We start from the raw sequence: 19,515 nt of genomic DNA, 5'->3' as shown, positions 1-19,515 counted from the left end.
ACCGAGCTCACACGATATGGGTCGATACGGTCAGCGCACGCCGGTGACGAACTGGGCCCGGGCCAGCTCCGCTGCCCCGATCATGCCCGCCGCTTCGCCCAGTTGCGTACTTCGAATACGAGCCAACGGTCGATGGCCGGTGCCGGTCACCAGCTCCGCGTACTTGTCGGTCGCACGGGCGAGAAACTGGCTCGACGACGTGGCCACTCCCCCGGCCAACACGATCAGATCGGGGTCGTACACGTCACTGACCATCGACAGGCCGACCCCGAGCCACTGCGCGAAATCCTCCATCGTCCGTCGGGCGATCGAATCACCGTCCTGCGCGGCAGTGGCGATCCGACGACCTGTCAACGAGCCTGGATCGAGGAACACCTCACGGGCCAGAGTCGTCGACGACGACGGGTCGGCGGCGAGAAACTCGACTGCGGTATCCACCAGCGCAGTGCCACTGCAGTACCGCTCCCAGCAGCCACGCTTGCCGCAGGGGCACGCCCGGCCGTCCGGAACCACCTGAATGTGGCCGAGTTCCGGTGCCACGCCATGGCTGCCGCGGTAGATCCTGCCGTCGATCAGCAGCGCAGCGCCGATTCCGGTACCTATGGCCACCATCACCACGTTGCGACCACCGGATGCGGCTCCGAATCGATATTCGGCCCACGCCGCCGAGTTGGCGTCGTGTTCGAGCAGCACCGGCAGTCCGATGCGCTTGCTCATCTCGGTTGCGACGGGGGTGTTCACCCAGGGCAGATGCGGAGCGAACCGCACTGTCGTGCGCTCGGAATCGATGAATCCTGCAACCGCGAGCCCGACGGCGGCGATGTCGTGTCGCCCGGCCAGCTCCTGCACGGCACGGTCGAGCCCGCGCTCGAGTGCTCGCGCGGTGTGCGGAGTGGGAGCAGCCGTCGAATCCAGCACTTGCCCCTCGGCGTCGACGACGGAGGCCCGCAGGCTCGTCCCGCCCACGTCGATGCCGACCGTCAGTCGCTGCTGGTGTCGTTTCATTCGTTGATGCCTTTCTCCGCCGTCCCCCACACGGCTGTCACCGATCGATCCGCGCGCTCACCCGTCACGGACGATCCTGCGTGTCCGATCGTGAATTCTTCACTCGAACGGTAATCGGAACGAACGCCGCCCGACGTTCGCCCGGGATATTCGTGTCGACCGACACGTTCGAGAGGTCGACCGGTTCGGTCGACGCTGGGTCCGGCCCGGGCTCTGGCGGAGAGGCTTCCGCGGGAGCCGCGGCGGTGTGACCGGTTCCGGTGTTCGTGTGGTCGGCGAGCAGTTGACGCAGCAACGCGATGATCACCGTGCCCTCGGAGGCCACGAGTTCGACCAGATCGTGCCGCTCGCCGCGCACCAGTGCAGCAAGTGCACATACCGGACACCAACTGCAGCCCTGTTGATCACGTTCCTGCTGAGTTTCTGCAACCCGGCGCAGGATGGGGTCGAGCCGAGTGAGCACGGTGTCGGCCAGGGCCAACAGATCGGCCCCCAGCTCGGAATGCCCGGAGGTCATCGCTGCACCCCGAACGTAGTGAGCGAAGTCGTTACCGTGGCCGCACGTTCTGTCACCATGGCTACACGTTCTGTCACAGTGGCCACACGTCGGGATTCGGGCGGAAGCGCACCACCAGGCAGGGCCCGTCGAGCTCGGCGGAGTCTGCGATGCACCGACGAAGCACCGACGCCAACCTGATGCGTCGTCGCCTCCCGTCGGCAGTGACTATCAAGTCGTCCTCCACTCGCCCCACACCCAAGGTCGTCGAATCCACTACCGGCAGCAGCATTCTCATCGCATATACGGATTCGAGTCCGCTCCCGGACTCGAGTACCACGGAGGGCTGCTCACCCCGCTCCGGCGCGCGCCGTTCGAGCAAGCTCGGTTCCAGGCGATCGGCCACGTCCTGCAAGGGCCCCAACCCTACCGGTTCACCAGGAACTCGCTCCACCTCCACTATCGATACGGTGCCGATACGTCGTCGCAGCTCGGCGACGGCGGCGAGCTGCGTTGCCCGCCAGCTCTCGAACCAGAACACCGCCGGATGGGCACCGACCAGACCGATCGACGAGGAGTTGAGCCCCGGCAGAATCTTGTTGACGAGAACCCGATCGATTCTGATTCCGAGCAGTGCTGCGGCCGACAGTGTTCGCTCGGCATCGACGACCGAGAGCTGTTCGGCAGTGACGACCACGGTTGCGCCGGTGCGCGCAGGGTCGGTGATCAGCGATCGAACCGAGTCGACCTGGGCAAGCACTCGCTCGATCATCGCCACCACGAGCGTGAGCCGCACGTCGGAACCGGTGCCGGCCACCATCCGATCGTGGCGCGGCCAGATCCGCTCCACATACGCGGCCACGGTGTCGGGCAACTGCAGAGTCTTCAACGCATCAGCCGATGCAGGCATGTCCACTATCACTGTGTCCCAGCGACCTTCGTCCACCAGACGACAGATCTCGTGCATCCCCAGCAACTCTTCGATTCCCGGAAAGCCCGGTAGTTCCTCCGGCTCTATCGCCCCGAAGCTCACCCCGTGCTCGTGGCCCGCCGACGCCATGGCCACCACGGAACCGAGTCCTCGATACCGCGCCTCGAGCAGTCTCAGCGTGTCGATCTCGACGATGTCCAGGCCCGCCGTGACGGGTCGGACTCGGGACAGCTCCACGGACTCGTCGTCGACAGCGCCGTCGGGCAGCCCCGAAAACGCGTCGACGAGCGACTGTGCCTGATCCACGGAGGCAATCAACACCCGCTGTCCGGCCTTCGCCAGTCGCAGGCCCGACGCCGCCGCCAGCGTGGTTTTCCCCGCACCACCTTTGCCGAGGAACAGCATCACCGTGGTGCGGGGTTCGGTGCGAGCTTCGCTCAGCCTTCGACCCGCTTCTTCAATTCCTTGAGTGCAGTGTCGGTGATGACCTTCTCTGCCTTGCGCTTGAACAGGCCGATCATCGGGATGTTCAGGTCCACGGTGAGCTCGTACGTCACGTCGGTGCCGCTACCGGTTTCGCGCAGCGTGTACGAGCCCTTCTGTGACTTCTGCATTTCACCCGACACGAGGTTCCACGACACGGAGCTGCCGTCGGCGGCCCAGTCGTACTCGAGTTCGTAGGTGTCCTTCACCATCCCGGCGTCCAGCACGAACTTCACGCGCTTACCGCGTCCGTCCGCATCGACGTCGAGTACCTCGACGGATTTCGCGGCCGAGACCCACGTGGGGTACGCGTCGAAATCGGCGATGACGTCCATGACCTGGTTCGGCGGGGCTTCGACGACGATCGATCTCTGGGTTTTCTCCGCCATGACTTCTCGTCCGCTTCCTCTCGGGTACTTCGATCGATTCGTTCGCTGTTGAGCCGTGGAACAGGGGGCAGATCTATCTCACACGATCGATCCGCGGACGCACAATCGCGAACCGGCCGACCGTACCGCGCGGTTCAATCGCGAGCTGAACTCGACGCTACGTGGCTCGGTGCCTCACCCGCAGACCGACCGGCCTCCAGCTCGCGTTTGAGCTCGAAGGTCATGGCGCGGCCCGCCACCCGACGAGCATGCTGCTGCGACGCGATCTCGCCGGAACCGGAGGGCTCCGCATGCAGGAAGTAGTGCACGACGACTCCGTCCAGCGCGGGCTCGAGCCACAGTTCCATCGTTCCGACCACACCGCCGCGCACCGCCCAGCGGATCCCCTTCTCACCCCGGTCCTCGGTGATGGTCAGGTTCAGATCCGGCCACCACCGACGCCACCGCTCGGGTGAGGCGAACGCCTGCGCCACCCGTTCCCCGGGGGCGGCCACGAATGTCTGATCCGCAACTTGAATACTGCTCATCGACAGAGCTTCACATATCGGGTCGCAGGCCGCGCACGTCACCTCTTTTACGGCTCGTTCCTGCAGGCTCCGCTCGAGGTTTCACTGCTCGTTCCTGCAGGCTCCACTCGAGGCGCATTCAAGCGTCCTCGAGCCGGGTCTAGAGTATCTGTGAAGCCGAGCTATCGACTTTCGTTCTCCCAGTTCTATCCGGAGGTAATCCCGTGCGCGAGTACACCGCCGCTGCAAAGTACGCCATCGAGGACACCGACTCGGCTGTCGACACCGTCTTCCTCCGTGCTCGCAACACGCCCGATGCCGTTGTGTTCCGACGGCTCGTGGACGGCAGCTGGACCGACGTCACCGCGGCCGAGTTCGAGCAACTGGTCGTCGGGGTGGCGCGAGGTCTGATTGCAGCAGGCATCGAACAGGGTGATCGCGTTGCATTGATGTCGTCGACGCGGTTCGAGTGGTCTGTCGTCGACTATGCGATCTGGGCCGCGGGCGGGGTGACCGTGCCGATCTACGAGACATCCTCCGCCGGGCAGGTCGAGTGGATTCTCGAAGATGCCGAGCCGGTACTGCTCGTGCTCGAGAACGACGCGCACGTGCAGGAAACGAAAGATGTTGTGGCAGCGGCACAGTCCGTGCGTCGGACGTTCGTGATCGAGTCGGCCGACACCGACACCGCCGCGGTGCAGGCACTGATCGACGGGGGCGCAGATGTCACCGAGGACTCTGTGCACCGACGGGTTTCGGCCTCGAGCTCGTCCGATCCGGCAACGTTGATCTACACCTCGGGCACCACCGGTCGCCCCAAGGGCGTCCAACTGACCCACGCCAATCTGCTCGCGGAGTCTCTCGGTATTCGCGAGACGTCGCTGAAGTCACTGATGACGCAGGGTCGAAGCACCCTGATGTTCCTCCCCCTGGCCCATGTACTCGCACGGGCAGTGAGTATCGCGTCGTTCGACGCCGGGGTCACGCTCGGTCACACCAACGACATCCCGAATCTCGTCGCGACGTTCGGAACGTTCCAGCCGGACTTCATCCTCTCGGTGCCGCGAGTGTTCGAGAAGGTCTTCAACACTGCGAAGCAGAAGGCGCACGCCGACGGCAAGGGCAAGATTTTCGATCTGGCCACCGAATGTGCGGTGGAATGGAGCGAGGCACAGGACACCGGCGGACCGGGAATCGTGTTGCGCGCCAAGCACACCGTGTTCGACAAGTTGGTCTACGGCAAACTGCGGGCAGCGCTCGGCGGCAAGTGCGAACTCGCCATCTCCGGCGGCGCGCCTCTCGGTTCCCGTCTCGGCCACTTCTACCGGGGCATCGGTGTGACGATCTACGAGGGCTACGGGCTGACCGAAACCACCGCGGCGTTCGCGGTCAACACCATCGGATTCCAACGCGTGGGCAGCGTCGGGCGTCCGTTGCCCGGCAACACCGTTCGCATCGCCGAAGACGGAGAGATTCAACTGCGCGGGCCGGTGGTGTTCGACGGTTACTGGCGCAACGAGGAGGCAACCGCCGAGTCACTGGACGACGGTTGGTTCCGCACCGGAGATCTCGGCAGCGTCGACGACGACGGGTACATCACGATTTCGGGTCGCAAGAAGGAATTGATCGTCACGGCCGGCGGCAAGAACGTCTCGCCCGCCGGTTTGGAGGACCGACTTCGTGCGGGCGCTCTGATCAGCCAGGCTGTTGTCGTAGGCGATCAGAAACCGTTCATCGGGGCGCTCATCACTCTCGACCCGGAGGCGTTCGATCGGTGGAAGTCCGCGCACGGCAAGGCCGCAGACGCCACGGCGGCGGATCTGCAGAAGGACCCCGATCTCGTCGCCGAGATCGATGCTGCCGTCGCCGACGCCAACAAGTCCGTCTCGCACGCGGAGTCCATCAAGAAATATCGACTGCTCCCCCATGATTTCTCGGAGGAAAGCGGCGAACTGACCCCGACGATGAAGCTCAAGCGCAACGTCATCACCAAGGCGTACGCCGACGAGATCGAATCCATCTACGCCCGGTGAGGCCAACGGCCTCGAACTACGGACGCTAGATCAACGATCGCAACTTCTCCGTCAGCACGTCCCAACGCCACTCGGCGTCGACCCACGCACGGCCGGCGTTGCCCATCTGCGTTGCCAGCGCGCGATCGGACAGGATTCGCACGATCGCATCGGTGATGCACGAGACCGAAGTTCCGTCGACCACGAGCCCGGTCTTGTTGTGCTGCACAGCTTCCGGCGCACCCCCGGACGTTCCGGCTACGACGGGCACACCGCAGGACGACGCTTCGAGGTAGACGATTCCGAGGCCCTCCACGTCGAGACCCGCGCCACGGGTGCGGCTCGGCATGGCGAACACGTCGGCGATGGTGTGGTGGGCGGCAAGCTCCGCGGACGGCACCGTGCCGGTGAACACCACGTGCTGCTCCATTCCGGTGGATCGAACGAGCTCGCGCAGAGTCTTCTCGTACGGCCCTCCTCCGACGATCACCAGAACGGCACCGTCGACGGCTCGCCGAATTCCCGGGAGCGCTCGGATCAGGAAGTCCTGTCCCTTACGGGGTACGAGCCGCGAGAGACACAGAACGGTGGGTCGGTCGCCGAGGCCGTAGCGCGCGCGAAGTTCCGCTCGCGCGGCGTCATCGGGAACGAAACGATCCGTATCGACACCGGGCGGCAGGTGCTCGAGGGCTGCGGTCCGACCGAACGCCGAGCTGAACCGACCCCGGGTGTACTTGCTGACGTAGGTCACCACATCGGTGTTCTCGCCGATCGTGCGTAGGGTCGCCCGTCCGCCCGGCACCATCGACCAGCCGACCTCATGACCGTGTGTACTGGCCACGATGCGCTCTGCCCCAGCCTTGCGCAGGTGCGACGACATCACGGCCAGCGGAGCCGACGCCCCGAACCACACCGAGTCGCACCGATGCGACTTGAGGATTCGAGCTGCCCGGCGCGCCACGAGCGGAGTCGGCAGCATCAGTGTCGTCGGATGCCGGATCACCTCGAACGGCTGCTTGGCATCGAACTTCTCGTGCGAGTCACCGCGCCACCGCGGTGCATAGACCACGAGCTCGTCTGCGGGTAGTTGCGAGGCGAAACTGTGCAGGTATGACTGGATTCCACCCGGGCGAGGCGGAAAGTCGTTCGTCACGAGAAGAGTACGACGCATGGCGTCAACCGTAGCGCTCGAGGTCAGCGCGCCCGATCAGCCACCCAGTTGCCCCACGAGGCGACGAACTGGGTGCGGTCCAATCCCAGTACCGACGCGAAGGCGGCATCGGTGGAGCCGTCCGAGGCAGGCCCAGCCGCCAACGCCTCGTACAGCCTGCGCAGTGTCGGCTCGCCGAACCGATCGGCCACGAAGGCGAACACCGACCACGCCGACTCGTAGGCCACACTCGACCGTGCCCCTCCGGCACCGAAATCCTCGTCCTTCGGCAGCACCGTCGGCGGTCCACCCGACGCCACGATCGCGGCGAGGGTAGGAGCGAGCTGCGAAAAATCGGCACCGGAATTGCGGTACCCGGAGTAGTCGGCGAACCCCTCCGCCACCCACAACGCCGTACCGTCCGCCGTCCGCGCCCTGGCCGCCACATGGGTCAACTCGTGCCGCAGAACCGAGCGAACGGTGAACGGCGTCAAGCGGGCCGCGGCATCGGGACCGAACACCACCCGCTGGCCGGTCGGACGCGAACCGTCCCCCGCCACCGCGTCGGACACGGTCACCGCAGCCACGTCCGTCGACGGATCGGATCCGGTCAGCTCGGCGAACTCCTCCGCGGAGGATGCAACGAATACCAGACCGTCTCGCGCCCAGTCGTCTCCCCAGAAGTCGGTGACGGCATCGATTGCCGACGGGAGCTCGGCTGCCAGGGCATCGACGAACTGCTCCCGGTCCGGATGCCCCATGACCACCGATGTCCCCGAAGTTGTGGGAACCGATCGTGTCGTCAACGATCCGAAGTCCCACGGCCCACGCCAGGTGTGGCGTCGATACTCGGGCAGGTCCGCATCGTCGACGAGCCGCCATCGACCGTCCCGCTCGGCTACGACGAGCGAGACCGGCCGACTCGTCGGCGACGCGTCCGGCCCCGCCACGGCGTAGCGCAGATACACCGGCGGTGCCCAGATGTCGGTGGCGTCCAGTGGCTCTGCAATCGAAGGAGGAACCGGTGTTTCCGGCTCGTCGCCCAGGACGTAGCCGAATTCGGAGAACGGTACGCCCGGAACCGACGCGGCCCGACGTACCTGCGCCTCGACGAAATCAGGATCGGCCCGCGGATCCATCAATTCCCGCAGACCGTCGACGTCTCCAGCGCGAACTGCGCCGGCCCATCGGTCGAGAAGGACGGTCACATCGGCGCGGCGCTGCTGATCGTAGGTCGGCGGGGCCTGGCCGACGGACGTGTCGGTCGACGTAGCTCGGGATTCACCGTCAGTGCTGTAGACGTTGTGAAAGACGACCACCGAGAGCGCTACTGCAGCAACGAGAACAAGTGCCGTCCACCGAAGCCGCGCCGATCGGACCAGGAGGCGGATCCCCGCGGGCTGGTTCGGCCCGCTCATACGCGCAGGCGTCGATCGTCGAGGCACACCTCAGTATCGACGCGCCCCGTAGTACGGGAACGATGCCATCGACTGCACCTTGACGGGGACCCCGAATGTCGACGCGTGCAACACGTTGCCGTTACCTGCATAGATACCGACGTGCGAGGCGTCCGGATAGAACAGCACCACATCTCCCGGCTGCAGATCCTTCTGATCCACCGGTGTACCGCCTTCGGCCTGAGCCTGACTCGACCGAGGGAGCGTCTTTCCCACCTGCTTGTACGCCCACACCACCAGTCCCGAACAGTCGAAGCCGTCCGGGCCTGTTCCACCCCAGACGTACGGCTTGCCGATCTGCGTCAGACCGGCTTGCAACGCGCTGGTACCCGACCCTGGCGTCAGATTCTGCAGAATTGTCGTGGGATCGAAACCGTCGGGCAATGCCGATCCAGCGAGCGAGAGCTGCTCGGACGACGACAGCGCGCTGTAGGCGGCCATCACCTCGGCTATCTGGCCCTGCAGTTCGCTCTGCTTGGCCTGGAGATCGTCACTGACCGCTTTGGCCTGCTCGGCCGCGACACGAGCTTGGTCCGCGGCCGTCGTTGCCGCTTGTTCGGCCGCAGCGGCATCCGAACTCGCCTGCTGGAATTGGGCAACCTGGCCTGCGGTCTCGGCCGAGATCACATCGAGAGCCGACATCTGGTCGAGCAGTTGCTGAGGCGAGTCGCTGACCATGACAGCGAAGAGGCGGTTCGTACGCGCGCCCTGGTAGTTGACGTTGGCTACCTTGTCCATGGCCGGCTTGAGCTGAGTCAGCTGCGCCTGCGCTGCGTCGAGAGCGGCGCGGCTCCGATCGACGGCGGCCTGGGCATCGAGCTGCTGCGCAGTCTTGGCATCGAGGTCGATCTGAGCGTTGTGCAGAGATTCGTTCGTCTGCTCGGAATCTCGGGAGAGCTCCGCAAGCTTGGTCTGGGCGTCGGACGCCGAGTCGAATCCCGGTTGAGCGATCGCAGTCTGCGTCGGCACTACGGCGATGCTTGCGGCCAACGCGACAGCAACCACCGAGTTACGGGCCAGCCGCCACACTCGGTTCGATCTCGATATCGCCACGGAAAGCGACTCTCCGTCCTTACATCTGTCGCCTACACGAGGCGACGGTTGGATTAGCAGCCCGGAAACGAACCATACCCATGCTCTTGCGGGCGCGGAGGTGAACACCGTCTGAAATCGATGGGGTTCGTCGGTGACAGGTCACAAAGTAAACATCGACCAGGTCTCGATCAGATTACGAACTGGGGCGTCCGCTGTCCACCGGACCGGCGTGTCGCATGCCGTGTCCGGAGACGACGACAGGGTCGAGCCGGGGTACGGCTCGACCCTGTCGGTCGATCACAGCGAACGTCTGCGCTCGAATCAGTAACGACGAGCACCGTCGAACGGCATCGAGTCCACGGGAGCAACCTTGACCGGCACGCCGGACGTGGATGCGTGCACGACGTTGCCGTCGCCGATGTACATACCCGAGTGCGAGCCGCCGTAGAACGAGACGACGTCGCCGGGCATCAGGCTGTCACGCGAAACCGGAGTGCCCGCGGCTGCCTGGTCGTAGCTCGTGCGGGGCAGGCTGACGCCGGCCTGCTTGTACGCCCACTGGATCAGACCCGAGCAGTCGAACGAATCCGGACCCGAGGCGCCGTACACGTACGGAGCGCCGATCTTGGACTCAGCAGCCTGAACGGCCTTCGCTGCGGGCGTGACCTGGGGAGCCAGCGGCGCGCCCGGTGCGGGGATACCCGGAATGTTGAGGGGAGGGAGGCCCGGGATGTCGGGAATCTCGAAGGTTCCGACGCCGGGGATGGTGAGGGGGGCCGCCATCGCGGGTGCAGCGGGAAGAATGACCACGCCTGCCGTGAGCGCTCCGGCTACGAGAACTCGCCGCAATGATCGGTTGGAAAGTTGTGACGCCACGAAAGATGGTGCTCCGTTTCTTCCTATCGTCCGCCGACCGAGTTAGCTGACGGGTTCGGGCTGGGAAGAGCAGCCCTACCCACCGGCCACCGTGGGTGGCTCAGCGGGATTCACCCCAGTAGATATCGGGTTCCCGGTACGAACACTCTCGCGAGTGATCGATTAGGCGGTGACTTGCGACGCCACTCCGGTTTGGACTGGCGAGACTCCGCAAGGTCTCAGGAAGGTTACGAAATGGCATACCCCTGTGTCGACCCCAACGCGCCGACGCAACCGAATTCGACCCGAATTTCGCTAACCAGCGCGCTGATCCCCCGGTGCGTCACGAGTCGGTAACGACGGAACTTCGGCGGTCTCGTCCGCGTTCGTCACGAGCTTGAGCGTAGGGACGAGACCGACATCCGCGAGCACCCCCATCGCACCCAGTTCCTCCTGCTCGAGCGTTATCGGCGAGGGTGGTCCGACCCACCGTCCGTCCGACCTCGATGGCATTCCCGGCGGCCCCAGAAGCACCGTCACGACGCAGTCGGCGCAGGCGATGTCACGGACCAGGCAGTCACTGCAGTCGATGATCATTGTGATCCTTGTCTCTTTGCTGTTTCAGGCGGCCGAATCAGCCGATCGAGCGAAAGGTAGCGCGCGCCACCGACAGGTTTCGTGACACTTCACGGTCCGGGCGCGACGACACGGTCACCGACGACGCCGCCATGCGCGTTCTTGTCGGAGGTCGGACCTACCGTCGTCCCGGTGAGCCTGCCCATCCAGCTGACGTTCGACGAACTGGACACCCCACTGCACGAGACCACGTTCGTCGTCGTCGACCTCGAGACCACCGGCGGCAGCGCAGACACGGAGGCCATCACCGAGATCGGTGCGGTCAAGGTTCGAGGAGGCGAAATTCTCGGCGAATTCGCCACCCTCGTCGATCCGGGCAGGTCCATTCCCCCGTACATCGTCGAACTCACCGGAATCACGTCGGCGATGCTGATCGGCGCGCCTCGGATAGAACGAGTGCTACCCGGTTTCCTCGAGTTCGCCCGCGGCTCGGTGCTCGTGGCCCACAACGCGGGCTTCGACACCGGGTTCCTCAAGGCCGCCGCCAGTCGTCTCGACATAGCGTGGCCCCGGTTCCAGGTGTTGTGCACCGTCAAGCTGGCTCGACGGGTACTCACGCGCGACGAGGCACCCTCGGTCAAACTCTCCGCGCTGTCCACACTGTTCCGATCCGGCACCCGGCCGACTCACCGGGCTCTCGACGACGCCCGTGCAACGGTCGACGTTCTGCACGGCCTCATCGAACGAGTGGGCAATCAGGGCGTTCACAGTTATGCCGAGTTGGTCGACTACCTTCCTGCGGTGTCGGCCGGCCAGCGCGCCAAACGCGGGCTGGCCGCTCACCTGCCCGGCACGCCCGGCGTCTATCTCTTCCGCGGCCCGTCCGACGAGGTCTTGTACGTCGGCACCTCCAACAACCTCAAGCGCCGAGTACGCAACTACTTCACCGGGTCCGAGACCAGGGGCCGGATGAAGGAGATGGTCTCCCTCGCCACGCGTGTCGACCACGTCGAGTGCGCGCACGCACTCGAAGCCGGTGTCAGAGAGCTGCGCCTGCTCTCGGCGCACATCCCGCCGTACAACCGTCGCTCGAAGTTTCCCAAGAAGGGCTGGTGGATCACCCTCACCGACGAGGCGTTCCCACGACTGTCGATAGTCCGTACGCCGACGCCCAACAGTCTCGGACCGTTCTCGGTTCGCGGTGACGCCGCGGAGGCTTCGGCGCTCGTGGCGGAGTTCTGCCGTCTGCGCACGTGCACCCGCCGGCTGGCTCGTTCGGTTCGGCACGGTGACGACTGCCCGGCAACCGACGTCGGCGGCTGCCCAGCGGCGCTCTCCGGGCCGATGACGGCCGACGAGTACTCCGGCGCACCTGCGCAGTTTCTTGCGCTCGTGTGTGGCCAGGACGACGCGATCCTCTATTCCATGCGCCGGCGGGTCGCCGAACTCGCGGACAGGGAGCTCTACGAGACTGCCGCGCGCCTGCGCGACCGGATCGCGATCACCGTGGAGGCGCTACGCCGGATGCATCGGTCGGCGGCCGTGGCCGCCATCGCGGAACTCGTGGCGGCGCGACGGACCGCGGACGGAGGATGGGAGTTGATCGTGGTGCGATTCGGCCGTCTGGCCGGTGCTGCGGTGGCTCCCCGCGGAGTGCACCCGATGCCCGTCGTCGATGCCATCACCGCGTCCGCCGAGACGGTGATGCCCGATCCGACACCGCTGCGAGGTGCGCCGCCGGAAGAGGTCGGCCTCATCGCATCCTGGCTACGCACCGATGGGGTTCGCATCGTGCGCACCAGCAGTGGTTACTGCAGCCCGGCTCGCGCTGCGGGTTCGTGGGAGGACTGGTGCCGAACGGCGAGAGAAGCCGCGCGGCAGGAGTGGAGCCCGCGGAACGACCGGTAGTGCAGGAGTGGAGCTCGCGGAACGACCGGTAGTGCAGGAGTGGAGCCCGCGGAATGATCGGTGGAACTAGGGTTGGGTGGGAGCTCGTCGTACATCGAGCTCGAGATGCATGAGGAGCACAGATGATCAATGCCATCGTCTTGATCGACGCCGAGGCCGATTTGATTCCGGAGGCAGCGCAGGCCGTTGCCGACGTCGATGGTGTGACGGAGGTCTATTCGTGCGCTGGGGATGTCGATCTGATCGCCATCGTCAAAGTGCGCGACCATGCCTCGATCGCCGACGTCGTCACCAGACACATCAATCGTGTGCGTGGCGTTCGGAGCACCACGACTCACATTGCGTTCCAGTCTTATTCGAGCGCCGACGTCGATGCAGGGTTCTCGATCGGCGAGTAGGGCACAGTTCGTCAGTCGGCCAATGCAGTGGTGCAGCGAGCCCAGTCGGCGAGTAGCCGCGACGCGGAACCGTTGTCGACAACCGTTGCAGCAGTTGCCAATCCGGCTTCGATGCGCTCGTGTAGGTTCCCGGAGACGCCCTGATGCGCGGCAATGGCCGCGGCGGCGTTGAGCAGCACGGCATCACGGACCGGCCCGTGTTCGCCGGCGAACACACGATGCGCCACTGCGGCATTGAACTCCGCATCGCCGCCTCCGAGGGCCTCGATGGGTGCCCGGTCGATTCCGTAGTCGAGTGGATCGATCGTCTCGATGGTCACCGAGCCGCCGGACACCACGTGCACCGTTGTCGAGGTGGACAGGGTGATCTCGTCCAGTCCGTCGTCGCCGCGCACGACGAGCACCGAGCTGCCACGGCCGGCGAACACGTCGGCCATGACGGGAGCCAAACTTTCGAAGGCGCAGCCGATCAGACCCGCGCGCGGGCGGCCCGGATTGGTGAGAGGCCCCAGGACGTTGAAGACCGTCGGGATGCCTATCTCCTTGCGCGGTGCCGCGGCGAAGCGCAGTGCGGGGTGGTGCATCGGCGCGAAGCAGAACCCGATACCGACCTGCTCGACGCTCGCCGCGACCGCGTCGGCTCCCAGAGTCACCCGGACGCCGAGCGCTTCGAGTACGTCGGTCGTGCCGCTCTTGGACGACGCCGCGCGGTTGCCGTGCTTGACCACCCGGATGCCACTGGCCGCTACGACGATGGCGGCCATGGTGGAGATGTTGACGGTGTCGGCTCCGTCACCACCGGTTCCGACGACGTCGACGGCGTCGGTATCGGTGTCCACCAACACCGCGTGCGAAAGCATGGATTCGGCGAGACCGCTCACCTCCGCCGGAGTCGGCCCCTTCATCCTGAGGGCCACTCCGAACGCTGCGATCTGCGCCGCCGTCGCGTTGTCGGCCATGATCTCGTCCATCGCCCAGCCGGTGTCTGCGCTGGAAAGGTCGGTACGAGTCGTCAACGCGCCGAGAATTCGACGCCAGGTTCGTGGCTGCTCGTCTGCGGTCGGTGCGTTCATGGCTGGTTCCGTTCGTCGATCCGTGGCCGCGGCCTTGGTGCGGTGGAAGCTTAGCCAGACGCCGGGTCGGCCTGCGCCGGCTGCAGCGCATCCCACCCGAGCACAGCGCCACCCCGGCGTTGGGCGAGGCCCGCCATTCGAGATCGCTCCTGTGAACAATGAAGCGCGTCGAGCACCTGCACGCGCTGCAGAACCAGAGGAACGCCGTCGTCCACGTGTGGGCGGTATCCATCGATGTCCGACAATTCGGCCGCGGGCCCCACTTCGTAGTCGTCCTGGGCCGCGACCGCGGCAGCGTCCTCTACTTCGTGTGCCGGCAGCAGCAGATGATGCCGAAGCAACACATCCGACGCCGCCGTCCACACCGGCGGAGTTCGGGCTGCGTCGTCGAGCACAGCCGAACACGCCTGTGCGTCGTCGAAGCAACTCGCCACTATCACCAGATCCTCGCGCGTGGGGTCCAGACGTTCTGCGGTCGACCGCGAGAACAGCCGCCGAAACCACCCACCTTCGGTGCTCTTTGCCATGAGGCCAGCCTTGCACGACTGGACCCTACCGGCCCGTACAGCCCTCCTGACCAGCGTGGGAACAAGGACGCTCCTGGATTCGTTGTGTTGCGACGCGCCCAGAGCGGACCCGGATATGCCTTCCGTACTACGACGGGTCATACTTCTTTCTGTGACGAGCGCTGTAGGGACTCAAGGATCGGCAATCACCCAACGCGTGCACTCGCTGAACCGTCCCAATATGGTCAGCGTCGGCACGATCGTGTGGCTGTCGAGTGAACTCATGTTCTTCGCCGGGCTGTTTGCGATGTACTTCGTCGCGCGAGCCCAGGCGAACGGAAATTGGCCGCCGGAACCGACCGAGTTGAACCTCACTCTGGCCGTACCGGTGACGGCCGTGCTGATCGCGTCGTCGTTCACGTGCCAGCTGGGCGTGTTCGCCGCTGAGCGCGGAGACGTCTTCGGCCTTCGACGGTGGTACATCATCACGCTGGCCATGGGCGCGTTCTTCGTGTCCGGCCAGGCGTACGAGTACTACCACCTGGTGCACGAGGGCACGACGTTGTCGAGCAGCGTGTACGGATCGGTCTTCTACATCACGACCGGCTTCCACGGACTGCACGTGATCGGCGGACTCATCGCGTTCGTCTTCCTGATCACCAGAACCCTGGTCAGTAAGTTCACTCCCGCGCAGGCCACCGCCGCCATCGTCGTTTCGTATTACTGGCACTTCGTCGACATCGTCTGGATTGCCCTCTTCGCGACTATCTACTTCATCCGCTAGTGACAGTCAGCACGCCAAAGATAACGAACGAACGGATTCAGCCCCCGACGTTCGGTCCGTCCCGACACGACAAGGGATAGAAGATGAGTACATCTCCCCCAGCAGCATCCGTCGACAAGGCCGCCGCCAAGACGCGACGGCAGCGTAAGACGCGCCGACGCATCACAGGTGCTCTCGTTCTGATGATGGGCCTTCTGAGCGCGGGTTTCCTCGCTTCGGCCCTCACACCGACTCCGCAGGTCGCTACCGCCGACACCGACTCGGCTGCGCTCATTCGCGAAGGCAAGCAGCTGTACGACACGTCGTGCGTGACGTGCCACGGTGCCAACCTGCAGGGCGTTCAGGATCGCGGACCGAGCCTCATCGGCGTCGGCGAAGCGGCTGTCTACTTCCAGGTGTCCAGTGGCCGTATGCCTGCTGTGCGTAACGAGGCGCAGGCACTCCGCAAGCCACCGAAGTTCGACGACAAGCAGATCGACGCCCTCGGTGCCTACATTCAGGCCAACGGCGGCGGACCCACGGTCATCCTCGACGACAACGGCGAGGTTGCCCAGGAATCTCTGCGCGGCGACGACATCGCACGTGGCAGTGAGCTGTTCCGGTTGAACTGTGCGTCCTGCCACAACTTCACCGGCCAGGGCGGTGCCCTGTCCTCAGGCAAGTTCGCACCCGACCTCGGTCCTGCGAACGAGCAGGAGATCTACACCGCGATGGTCACCGGTCCCCAGAACATGCCGAAGTTCTCCGACCGTCAGCTGACGATCGAGGAGAAGTCGGACATCATCGCGTACGTCAAGTCGGCTCAGGAAACCAAGGCCGCGGGCGGTTGGGGTCTCGCGGGCTTCGGTCCCGGTACCGAGATGGTTGCACTCTGGGTTGTCGGAATCGCCGCAGTCGTCGGCGCAACACTGTGGATCGGAGCTAGGTCATGAGCGACGGCGATTCCGGCCGCAAGGACGCGGCAAACACCAGTGGTGTGGATGCCGACAAGAAGTACACCGACGAGGAACTGGCTTCACTGAGCCGCGACCAGCTGGTCGAGCTCGGTACCAACCTCGACGGCGTCGACGTCGCTTTCCGCAGAAACCGCTGGGCTGTCGAGGGCACCCGGGCAGAGAAGCGCGCTGAGCGCAGTGTGGCGATCTGGTTCGCCATCGCCGGTCTTTCGGCCGTCGCGTTCATCGGTGTCTACCTGTTCTGGCCCTGGCAGTACGCCGGAATCGGCGACGAGAACTACCACCTCTACTCGCTGTACACGCCGTTGATCGGCGGCACGATGGGTCTGGCAATCCTCGCCGTCGGCGTCGGTGCGGTGCAGTTCACCAAGAAGTTCATTCCCGAAGAGGTCTCCATCCAGGATCGCCACGACGGAAGTTCGTCGGAGACGGACCGCAAGACGTTGGTGGCCGAACTGGGCGACTCTCTCGACACGTCGACCATCGGTCGCCGCAAGGTGATCAAGCGTTCCCTGTTCTTCGGCGGTGGCGCACTCGGCATCATGGCACTTCTCCCGCTCGGCGGCCTGATCAAGAACCCTTGGGCCAAGGGCGAAGATTCTCCGTTGTGGGTATCCGGTTGGACTCCTCGCTACGATGGAGAGACCATCTACCTCCGACGAGACACCGGGCGACCGGAAGATGTCGTTCTCGTTCGGCCCGAGGACTTGGACGCTGGTGCCATGGAGACTGTATTCCCGTTCCGCGAATCGGACCGCGAGAGCGAGCACGAACTTCTCGTGTCTCTGCGCGGAATTCGCAACGCCGTCATGCTCATCCGCCTGCGTCCCGACGATGCCAGCACGGTCGTCAAGCGCAAGGGCCAGGAAAGCTACAACTACGGCGACTACTACGCCTACTCCAAGATCTGCACGCACTTGGGTTGCCCGACATCGTTGTTCGAGCAGCAGACAAACCGCATTCTCTGCCCTTGCCATCAGTCGCAGTTCAACGCGCTCGAGTACGCCAAGCCGATCTTCGGACCGGCCGCGCGCGCGCTGCCCCAGCTTCCCATCACAGTCAACGAGGAGGGATACCTAGTGGCACAAGCCGATTTCCACGAAGCACTGGGCCCCGCCTTCTGGGAACGTCGACCGGAGCGTGATTCATGAGTCCTTCACTGCAAACTCTCGCAGCCAAGCAGGCCGACGACGTAGACAGTCGTTACCACTTGGCACCGGGACTGCGCCGTCAGATCAACAAGGTGTTCCCCACCCACTGGTCGTTCCTGCTCGGTGAGATCGCGCTCTACAGCTTCGTGATCCTGCTGATCTCCGGCGTTTTCCTCACCCTGTTCTTCGATCCGTCGCTCAGCGAGGTCGTCTACGACGGTTCGTACCTCCCACTCAACGGTGTGACGATGTCTCGTGCGTACGCCACTGCCCTCGACATCTCGTTCGAGGTCCGCGGTGGTCTGTTCATGCGACAGATCCACCACTGGGCTGCGCTGATGTTCGCCGCGTCGATCATCGTGCACATGGCCCGCATCTTCTTCACGGGTGCGTTCCGTCGCCCCCGCGAGGCCAACTGGGTCATCGGCTGCCTGCTGCTGATCCTGGCGATGTTCGAGGGCTTCTTCGGATACTCCCTTCCCGACGACCTGCTTTCGGGCACCGGTCTTCGCGCCGCCTTCTCCGGCATCACGATGAGCATCCCGATTGTCGGAACGTGGATGCACTGGCTGATCTTCGACGGCGACTTCCCGGGCACCATCATCATTCCTCGCCTGTACGTGGCTCACGTCCTGCTGCTGCCGGCAATCATCCTGGCGTTGATCGCAGCTCACCTCGCCCTGGTCTGGTACCAGAAGCACACGCAGTTCCCCGGACCGGGACGTACCGAGAAGAACGTCGTCGGCGTTCGTATTCTCCCGGTCTTCGCGGTCAAGTCCGGTGCATTCTTCGCCGTGACGTTCGGTGTTCTGGCAGCAATGGGTGGTCTGCTTCAGGTCAACCCGATCTGGAACCTCGGCCCGTACAACCCGTCGCAGGTCTCGGCAGGTTCGCAGCCCGACTTCTACATGATGTGGACCGACGGCCTGGCTCGACTCTGGCCCGCATGGGACATCTACATCGCCGGTCGCTACACCATCCCGGCCGTGTTCTGGGTGGCAGTGATCATGGGCCTCGTATTCACGGTCATGATCGCCTACCCGTGGATCGAGAAGCGCCTCACCGGCGACACTGCACACCACAACCTGCTGCAGCGCCCCCGCGACGTACCGGTCCGTACGGCCATCGGCGCGATGTCCATCGCGTTCTACGTCGTCCTGACGCTCTCCTGCGTCAACGACCTGATCGCGTACAAGTTCGACATCTCGCTCAACGCCATGACCTGGATCGGTCGAATCGGCGTACTGATCCTGCCTCCGATCGCCTACTTCGTTGCCTACCGGTTCTGCATCGGTCTGCAGCGCAGCGACCGGGCGGTACTCGAGCACGGCATCGAAACCGGAATCATCAAGCGTCTCCCGCACGGCCAGTACGTGGAAATCCACCAGCCGCTCGGACCGGTCGACGATCACGGACATCCGATTCCGCTCGACTACCAGGGCGCACCGGTACCCAAGAAGATGAACAAGCTCGGCTCGGCCGGTAAGCCCGGCTCCGGATCGTTGTTCACCCCGGACCCGGTGGCTCAGAGCAAGGCTCTCGAAGATGCACTGCACAAGGGCGAACACGAGCAGCTCGCGATGCTCCGCAACTACCAGGCGGGAATTCTCGGCAACGGCTCGAACGGCCACTCGAACGGGAACGGCAACGGCCACGCAAATGGCAACGGCCACTCGAACGGGAACGGCAACGGCCACGCGAATGGCAACGGGTACGAAGACGCGGCGATCACGTCGGGTCGTCAGGACAGCGACAGCGATCACTGATATCTGACACAGCACGAAAGAAGGGCGGCACCGGCAACGGTGCCGCCCTTCTTTGCGTCCACTGCACTTGGACAAGAC

The 19,515-nt window shown here is 64.7% G+C and carries 19 protein-coding genes and 1 riboswitch; of the genes, 7 read left to right on the top strand and 12 right to left on the bottom strand.

Features of this window, described 5'->3' with window-relative positions:
* Positions 1-30: 30 nt before the first annotated feature.
* The 5 genes from CH294_RS20240 to CH294_RS20220 form a co-directional block, all read right to left on the bottom strand.
* Positions 31-1,005: an ROK family protein gene (locus CH294_RS20240; protein ID WP_032404044.1), complete on the bottom strand. Its 975-nt coding sequence runs from the start codon at positions 1,003-1,005 to the stop codon at positions 31-33.
* Between the two features lie 64 nt (positions 1,006-1,069).
* Complete coding sequence (locus CH294_RS20235; protein ID WP_094610172.1) at positions 1,070-1,522, bottom strand: hypothetical protein; 453 nt, start codon at positions 1,520-1,522, stop codon at positions 1,070-1,072.
* Between the two features lie 73 nt (positions 1,523-1,595).
* Positions 1,596-2,837 carry an ArsA family ATPase gene (locus tag CH294_RS20230; RefSeq protein WP_249305418.1) on the bottom strand — a complete coding sequence of 414 codons (1,242 nt, stop codon included), beginning with the start codon at positions 2,835-2,837 and terminating at the stop codon, positions 1,596-1,598.
* 32 nt (positions 2,838-2,869) lie between these two features.
* The gene (locus CH294_RS20225; protein ID WP_032379060.1) at positions 2,870-3,304 is read right to left on the bottom strand and encodes an SRPBCC family protein; all 435 of its coding nucleotides are present in this window, start codon (positions 3,302-3,304) and stop codon (positions 2,870-2,872) included.
* A gap of 134 nt (positions 3,305-3,438) precedes the next feature.
* Positions 3,439-3,831 (bottom strand): hypothetical protein, encoded by a 393-nt coding sequence (locus CH294_RS20220; protein WP_032379061.1) that lies wholly within the window; start codon positions 3,829-3,831, stop codon positions 3,439-3,441.
* A gap of 203 nt (positions 3,832-4,034) precedes the next feature.
* Between CH294_RS20220 and CH294_RS20215 the strand changes: the two genes are divergently transcribed.
* A complete protein-coding gene (locus tag CH294_RS20215) occupies positions 4,035-5,843 on the top strand; it encodes a long-chain fatty acid--CoA ligase (RefSeq protein WP_094738911.1) in 1,809 nt (602 codons plus the stop codon).
* Between the two features lie 25 nt (positions 5,844-5,868).
* On the opposite strand, the gene CH294_RS20210 is transcribed toward CH294_RS20215, so the two are convergent.
* The 5 genes from CH294_RS20210 to CH294_RS20190 all read right to left on the bottom strand — a co-directional run bounded on the left by CH294_RS20210 (position 5,869) and on the right by CH294_RS20190 (position 10,916).
* Positions 5,869-6,993: a glycosyltransferase family 4 protein gene (locus tag CH294_RS20210; protein ID WP_032403934.1), complete on the bottom strand. Its 1,125-nt coding sequence runs from the start codon at positions 6,991-6,993 to the stop codon at positions 5,869-5,871.
* Positions 6,994-7,016: 23 nt separating this feature from the next.
* On the bottom strand, positions 7,017-8,390 hold the full coding sequence (locus CH294_RS20205; RefSeq protein ID WP_094738910.1) for a hypothetical protein: 1,374 nt from the start codon (positions 8,388-8,390) through the stop codon (positions 7,017-7,019).
* A gap of 30 nt (positions 8,391-8,420) precedes the next feature.
* Entirely contained in the window at positions 8,421-9,398 is a 978-nt protein-coding gene (locus tag CH294_RS20200; RefSeq protein WP_155291132.1) for an NlpC/P60 family protein, read from the bottom strand.
* A gap of 387 nt (positions 9,399-9,785) precedes the next feature.
* Positions 9,786-10,340, bottom strand: coding sequence for a C40 family peptidase (locus CH294_RS20195; protein ID WP_032403931.1), 555 nt, complete (start codon positions 10,338-10,340; stop codon positions 9,786-9,788).
* Positions 10,341-10,358: 18 nt separating this feature from the next.
* Positions 10,359-10,519, bottom strand: a riboswitch (cyclic di-AMP (ydaO/yuaA leader).
* Positions 10,520-10,634: 115 nt separating this feature from the next.
* Positions 10,635-10,916, bottom strand: coding sequence for a hypothetical protein (locus CH294_RS20190; RefSeq protein ID WP_032403930.1), 282 nt, complete (start codon positions 10,914-10,916; stop codon positions 10,635-10,637).
* A gap of 171 nt (positions 10,917-11,087) precedes the next feature.
* Here CH294_RS20190 and CH294_RS20185 point away from each other — a divergent pair, with 171 nt between their 5' ends.
* Together CH294_RS20185 and CH294_RS20180 are read left to right on the top strand one after the other, a co-directional pair.
* Positions 11,088-12,803: a DEDD exonuclease domain-containing protein gene (locus CH294_RS20185; RefSeq protein WP_094610236.1), complete on the top strand. Its 1,716-nt coding sequence runs from the start codon at positions 11,088-11,090 to the stop codon at positions 12,801-12,803.
* Between the two features lie 122 nt (positions 12,804-12,925).
* On the top strand, positions 12,926-13,201 hold the full coding sequence (locus CH294_RS20180) for an Lrp/AsnC ligand binding domain-containing protein (RefSeq protein WP_032379068.1): 276 nt from the start codon (positions 12,926-12,928) through the stop codon (positions 13,199-13,201).
* A gap of 11 nt (positions 13,202-13,212) precedes the next feature.
* Here the strand turns inward: CH294_RS20180 and trpD are convergent, their stop codons facing one another.
* The gene (gene trpD / locus CH294_RS20175) at positions 13,213-14,274 is read right to left on the bottom strand and encodes an anthranilate phosphoribosyltransferase (RefSeq protein ID WP_094738909.1); all 1,062 of its coding nucleotides are present in this window, start codon (positions 14,272-14,274) and stop codon (positions 13,213-13,215) included.
* Positions 14,275-14,324: 50 nt separating this feature from the next.
* Positions 14,325-14,801, bottom strand: coding sequence for a hypothetical protein (locus tag CH294_RS20170; protein ID WP_037150887.1), 477 nt, complete (start codon positions 14,799-14,801; stop codon positions 14,325-14,327).
* A gap of 151 nt (positions 14,802-14,952) precedes the next feature.
* Here CH294_RS20170 and CH294_RS20165 point away from each other — a divergent pair, with 151 nt between their 5' ends.
* The 4 genes from CH294_RS20165 to CH294_RS20150 all read left to right on the top strand — a co-directional run bounded on the left by CH294_RS20165 (position 14,953) and on the right by CH294_RS20150 (position 19,437).
* Positions 14,953-15,564: a heme-copper oxidase subunit III gene (locus tag CH294_RS20165; protein WP_032379071.1), complete on the top strand. Its 612-nt coding sequence runs from the start codon at positions 14,953-14,955 to the stop codon at positions 15,562-15,564.
* 83 nt (positions 15,565-15,647) lie between these two features.
* Positions 15,648-16,496, top strand: coding sequence for a cytochrome c (locus CH294_RS20160; protein WP_052058424.1), 849 nt, complete (start codon positions 15,648-15,650; stop codon positions 16,494-16,496).
* On the top strand, positions 16,493-17,671 hold the full coding sequence (locus tag CH294_RS20155; RefSeq protein ID WP_052065861.1) for a ubiquinol-cytochrome c reductase iron-sulfur subunit: 1,179 nt from the start codon (positions 16,493-16,495) through the stop codon (positions 17,669-17,671). The genes CH294_RS20160 and CH294_RS20155 overlap by 4 nt, the downstream gene beginning before the upstream one ends.
* Positions 17,668-19,437, top strand: coding sequence for a cytochrome bc complex cytochrome b subunit (locus CH294_RS20150; protein WP_094738908.1), 1,770 nt, complete (start codon positions 17,668-17,670; stop codon positions 19,435-19,437). The genes CH294_RS20155 and CH294_RS20150 overlap by 4 nt, the downstream gene beginning before the upstream one ends.
* Positions 19,438-19,515 lie beyond the last annotated feature (78 nt).

Origin of the sequence: Rhodococcus sp. 14-2483-1-1 (assembly GCF_002259335.1) — a bacterium.
Taxonomy (GTDB): Bacteria; Actinomycetota; Actinomycetes; order Mycobacteriales; family Mycobacteriaceae; genus Rhodococcoides.
Note: the sequence above shows the minus strand (reverse complement) of the source record. Positions and strands in the feature narration are given on the sequence as shown.

Coding starts and splice junctions, on each gene's coding strand:
- CH294_RS20155 (WP_052065861.1), top strand. CDS start 16,493: ATGAGCGACGGCGATTCCGGCCGCAAGGACGCGGCAAACACCAGTGGT.
- CH294_RS20235 (WP_094610172.1), bottom strand. CDS start 1,522: ATGACCTCCGGGCATTCCGAGCTGGGGGCCGATCTGTTGGCCCTGGCC.
- CH294_RS20205 (WP_094738910.1), bottom strand. CDS start 8,390: ATGAGCGGGCCGAACCAGCCCGCGGGGATCCGCCTCCTGGTCCGATCG.
- CH294_RS20180 (WP_032379068.1), top strand. CDS start 12,926: ATGATCAATGCCATCGTCTTGATCGACGCCGAGGCCGATTTGATTCCG.
- trpD (WP_094738909.1), bottom strand. CDS start 14,274: ATGAACGCACCGACCGCAGACGAGCAGCCACGAACCTGGCGTCGAATT.
- CH294_RS20240 (WP_032404044.1), bottom strand. CDS start 1,005: ATGAAACGACACCAGCAGCGACTGACGGTCGGCATCGACGTGGGCGGG.
- CH294_RS20225 (WP_032379060.1), bottom strand. CDS start 3,304: ATGGCGGAGAAAACCCAGAGATCGATCGTCGTCGAAGCCCCGCCGAAC.
- CH294_RS20210 (WP_032403934.1), bottom strand. CDS start 6,993: ATGCGTCGTACTCTTCTCGTGACGAACGACTTTCCGCCTCGCCCGGGT.
- CH294_RS20190 (WP_032403930.1), bottom strand. CDS start 10,916: ATGATCATCGACTGCAGTGACTGCCTGGTCCGTGACATCGCCTGCGCC.
- CH294_RS20150 (WP_094738908.1), top strand. CDS start 17,668: ATGAGTCCTTCACTGCAAACTCTCGCAGCCAAGCAGGCCGACGACGTA.
- CH294_RS20220 (WP_032379061.1), bottom strand. CDS start 3,831: ATGAGCAGTATTCAAGTTGCGGATCAGACATTCGTGGCCGCCCCCGGG.
- CH294_RS20170 (WP_037150887.1), bottom strand. CDS start 14,801: ATGGCAAAGAGCACCGAAGGTGGGTGGTTTCGGCGGCTGTTCTCGCGG.
- CH294_RS20160 (WP_052058424.1), top strand. CDS start 15,648: ATGAGTACATCTCCCCCAGCAGCATCCGTCGACAAGGCCGCCGCCAAG.
- CH294_RS20230 (WP_249305418.1), bottom strand. CDS start 2,837: ATGCTGTTCCTCGGCAAAGGTGGTGCGGGGAAAACCACGCTGGCGGCG.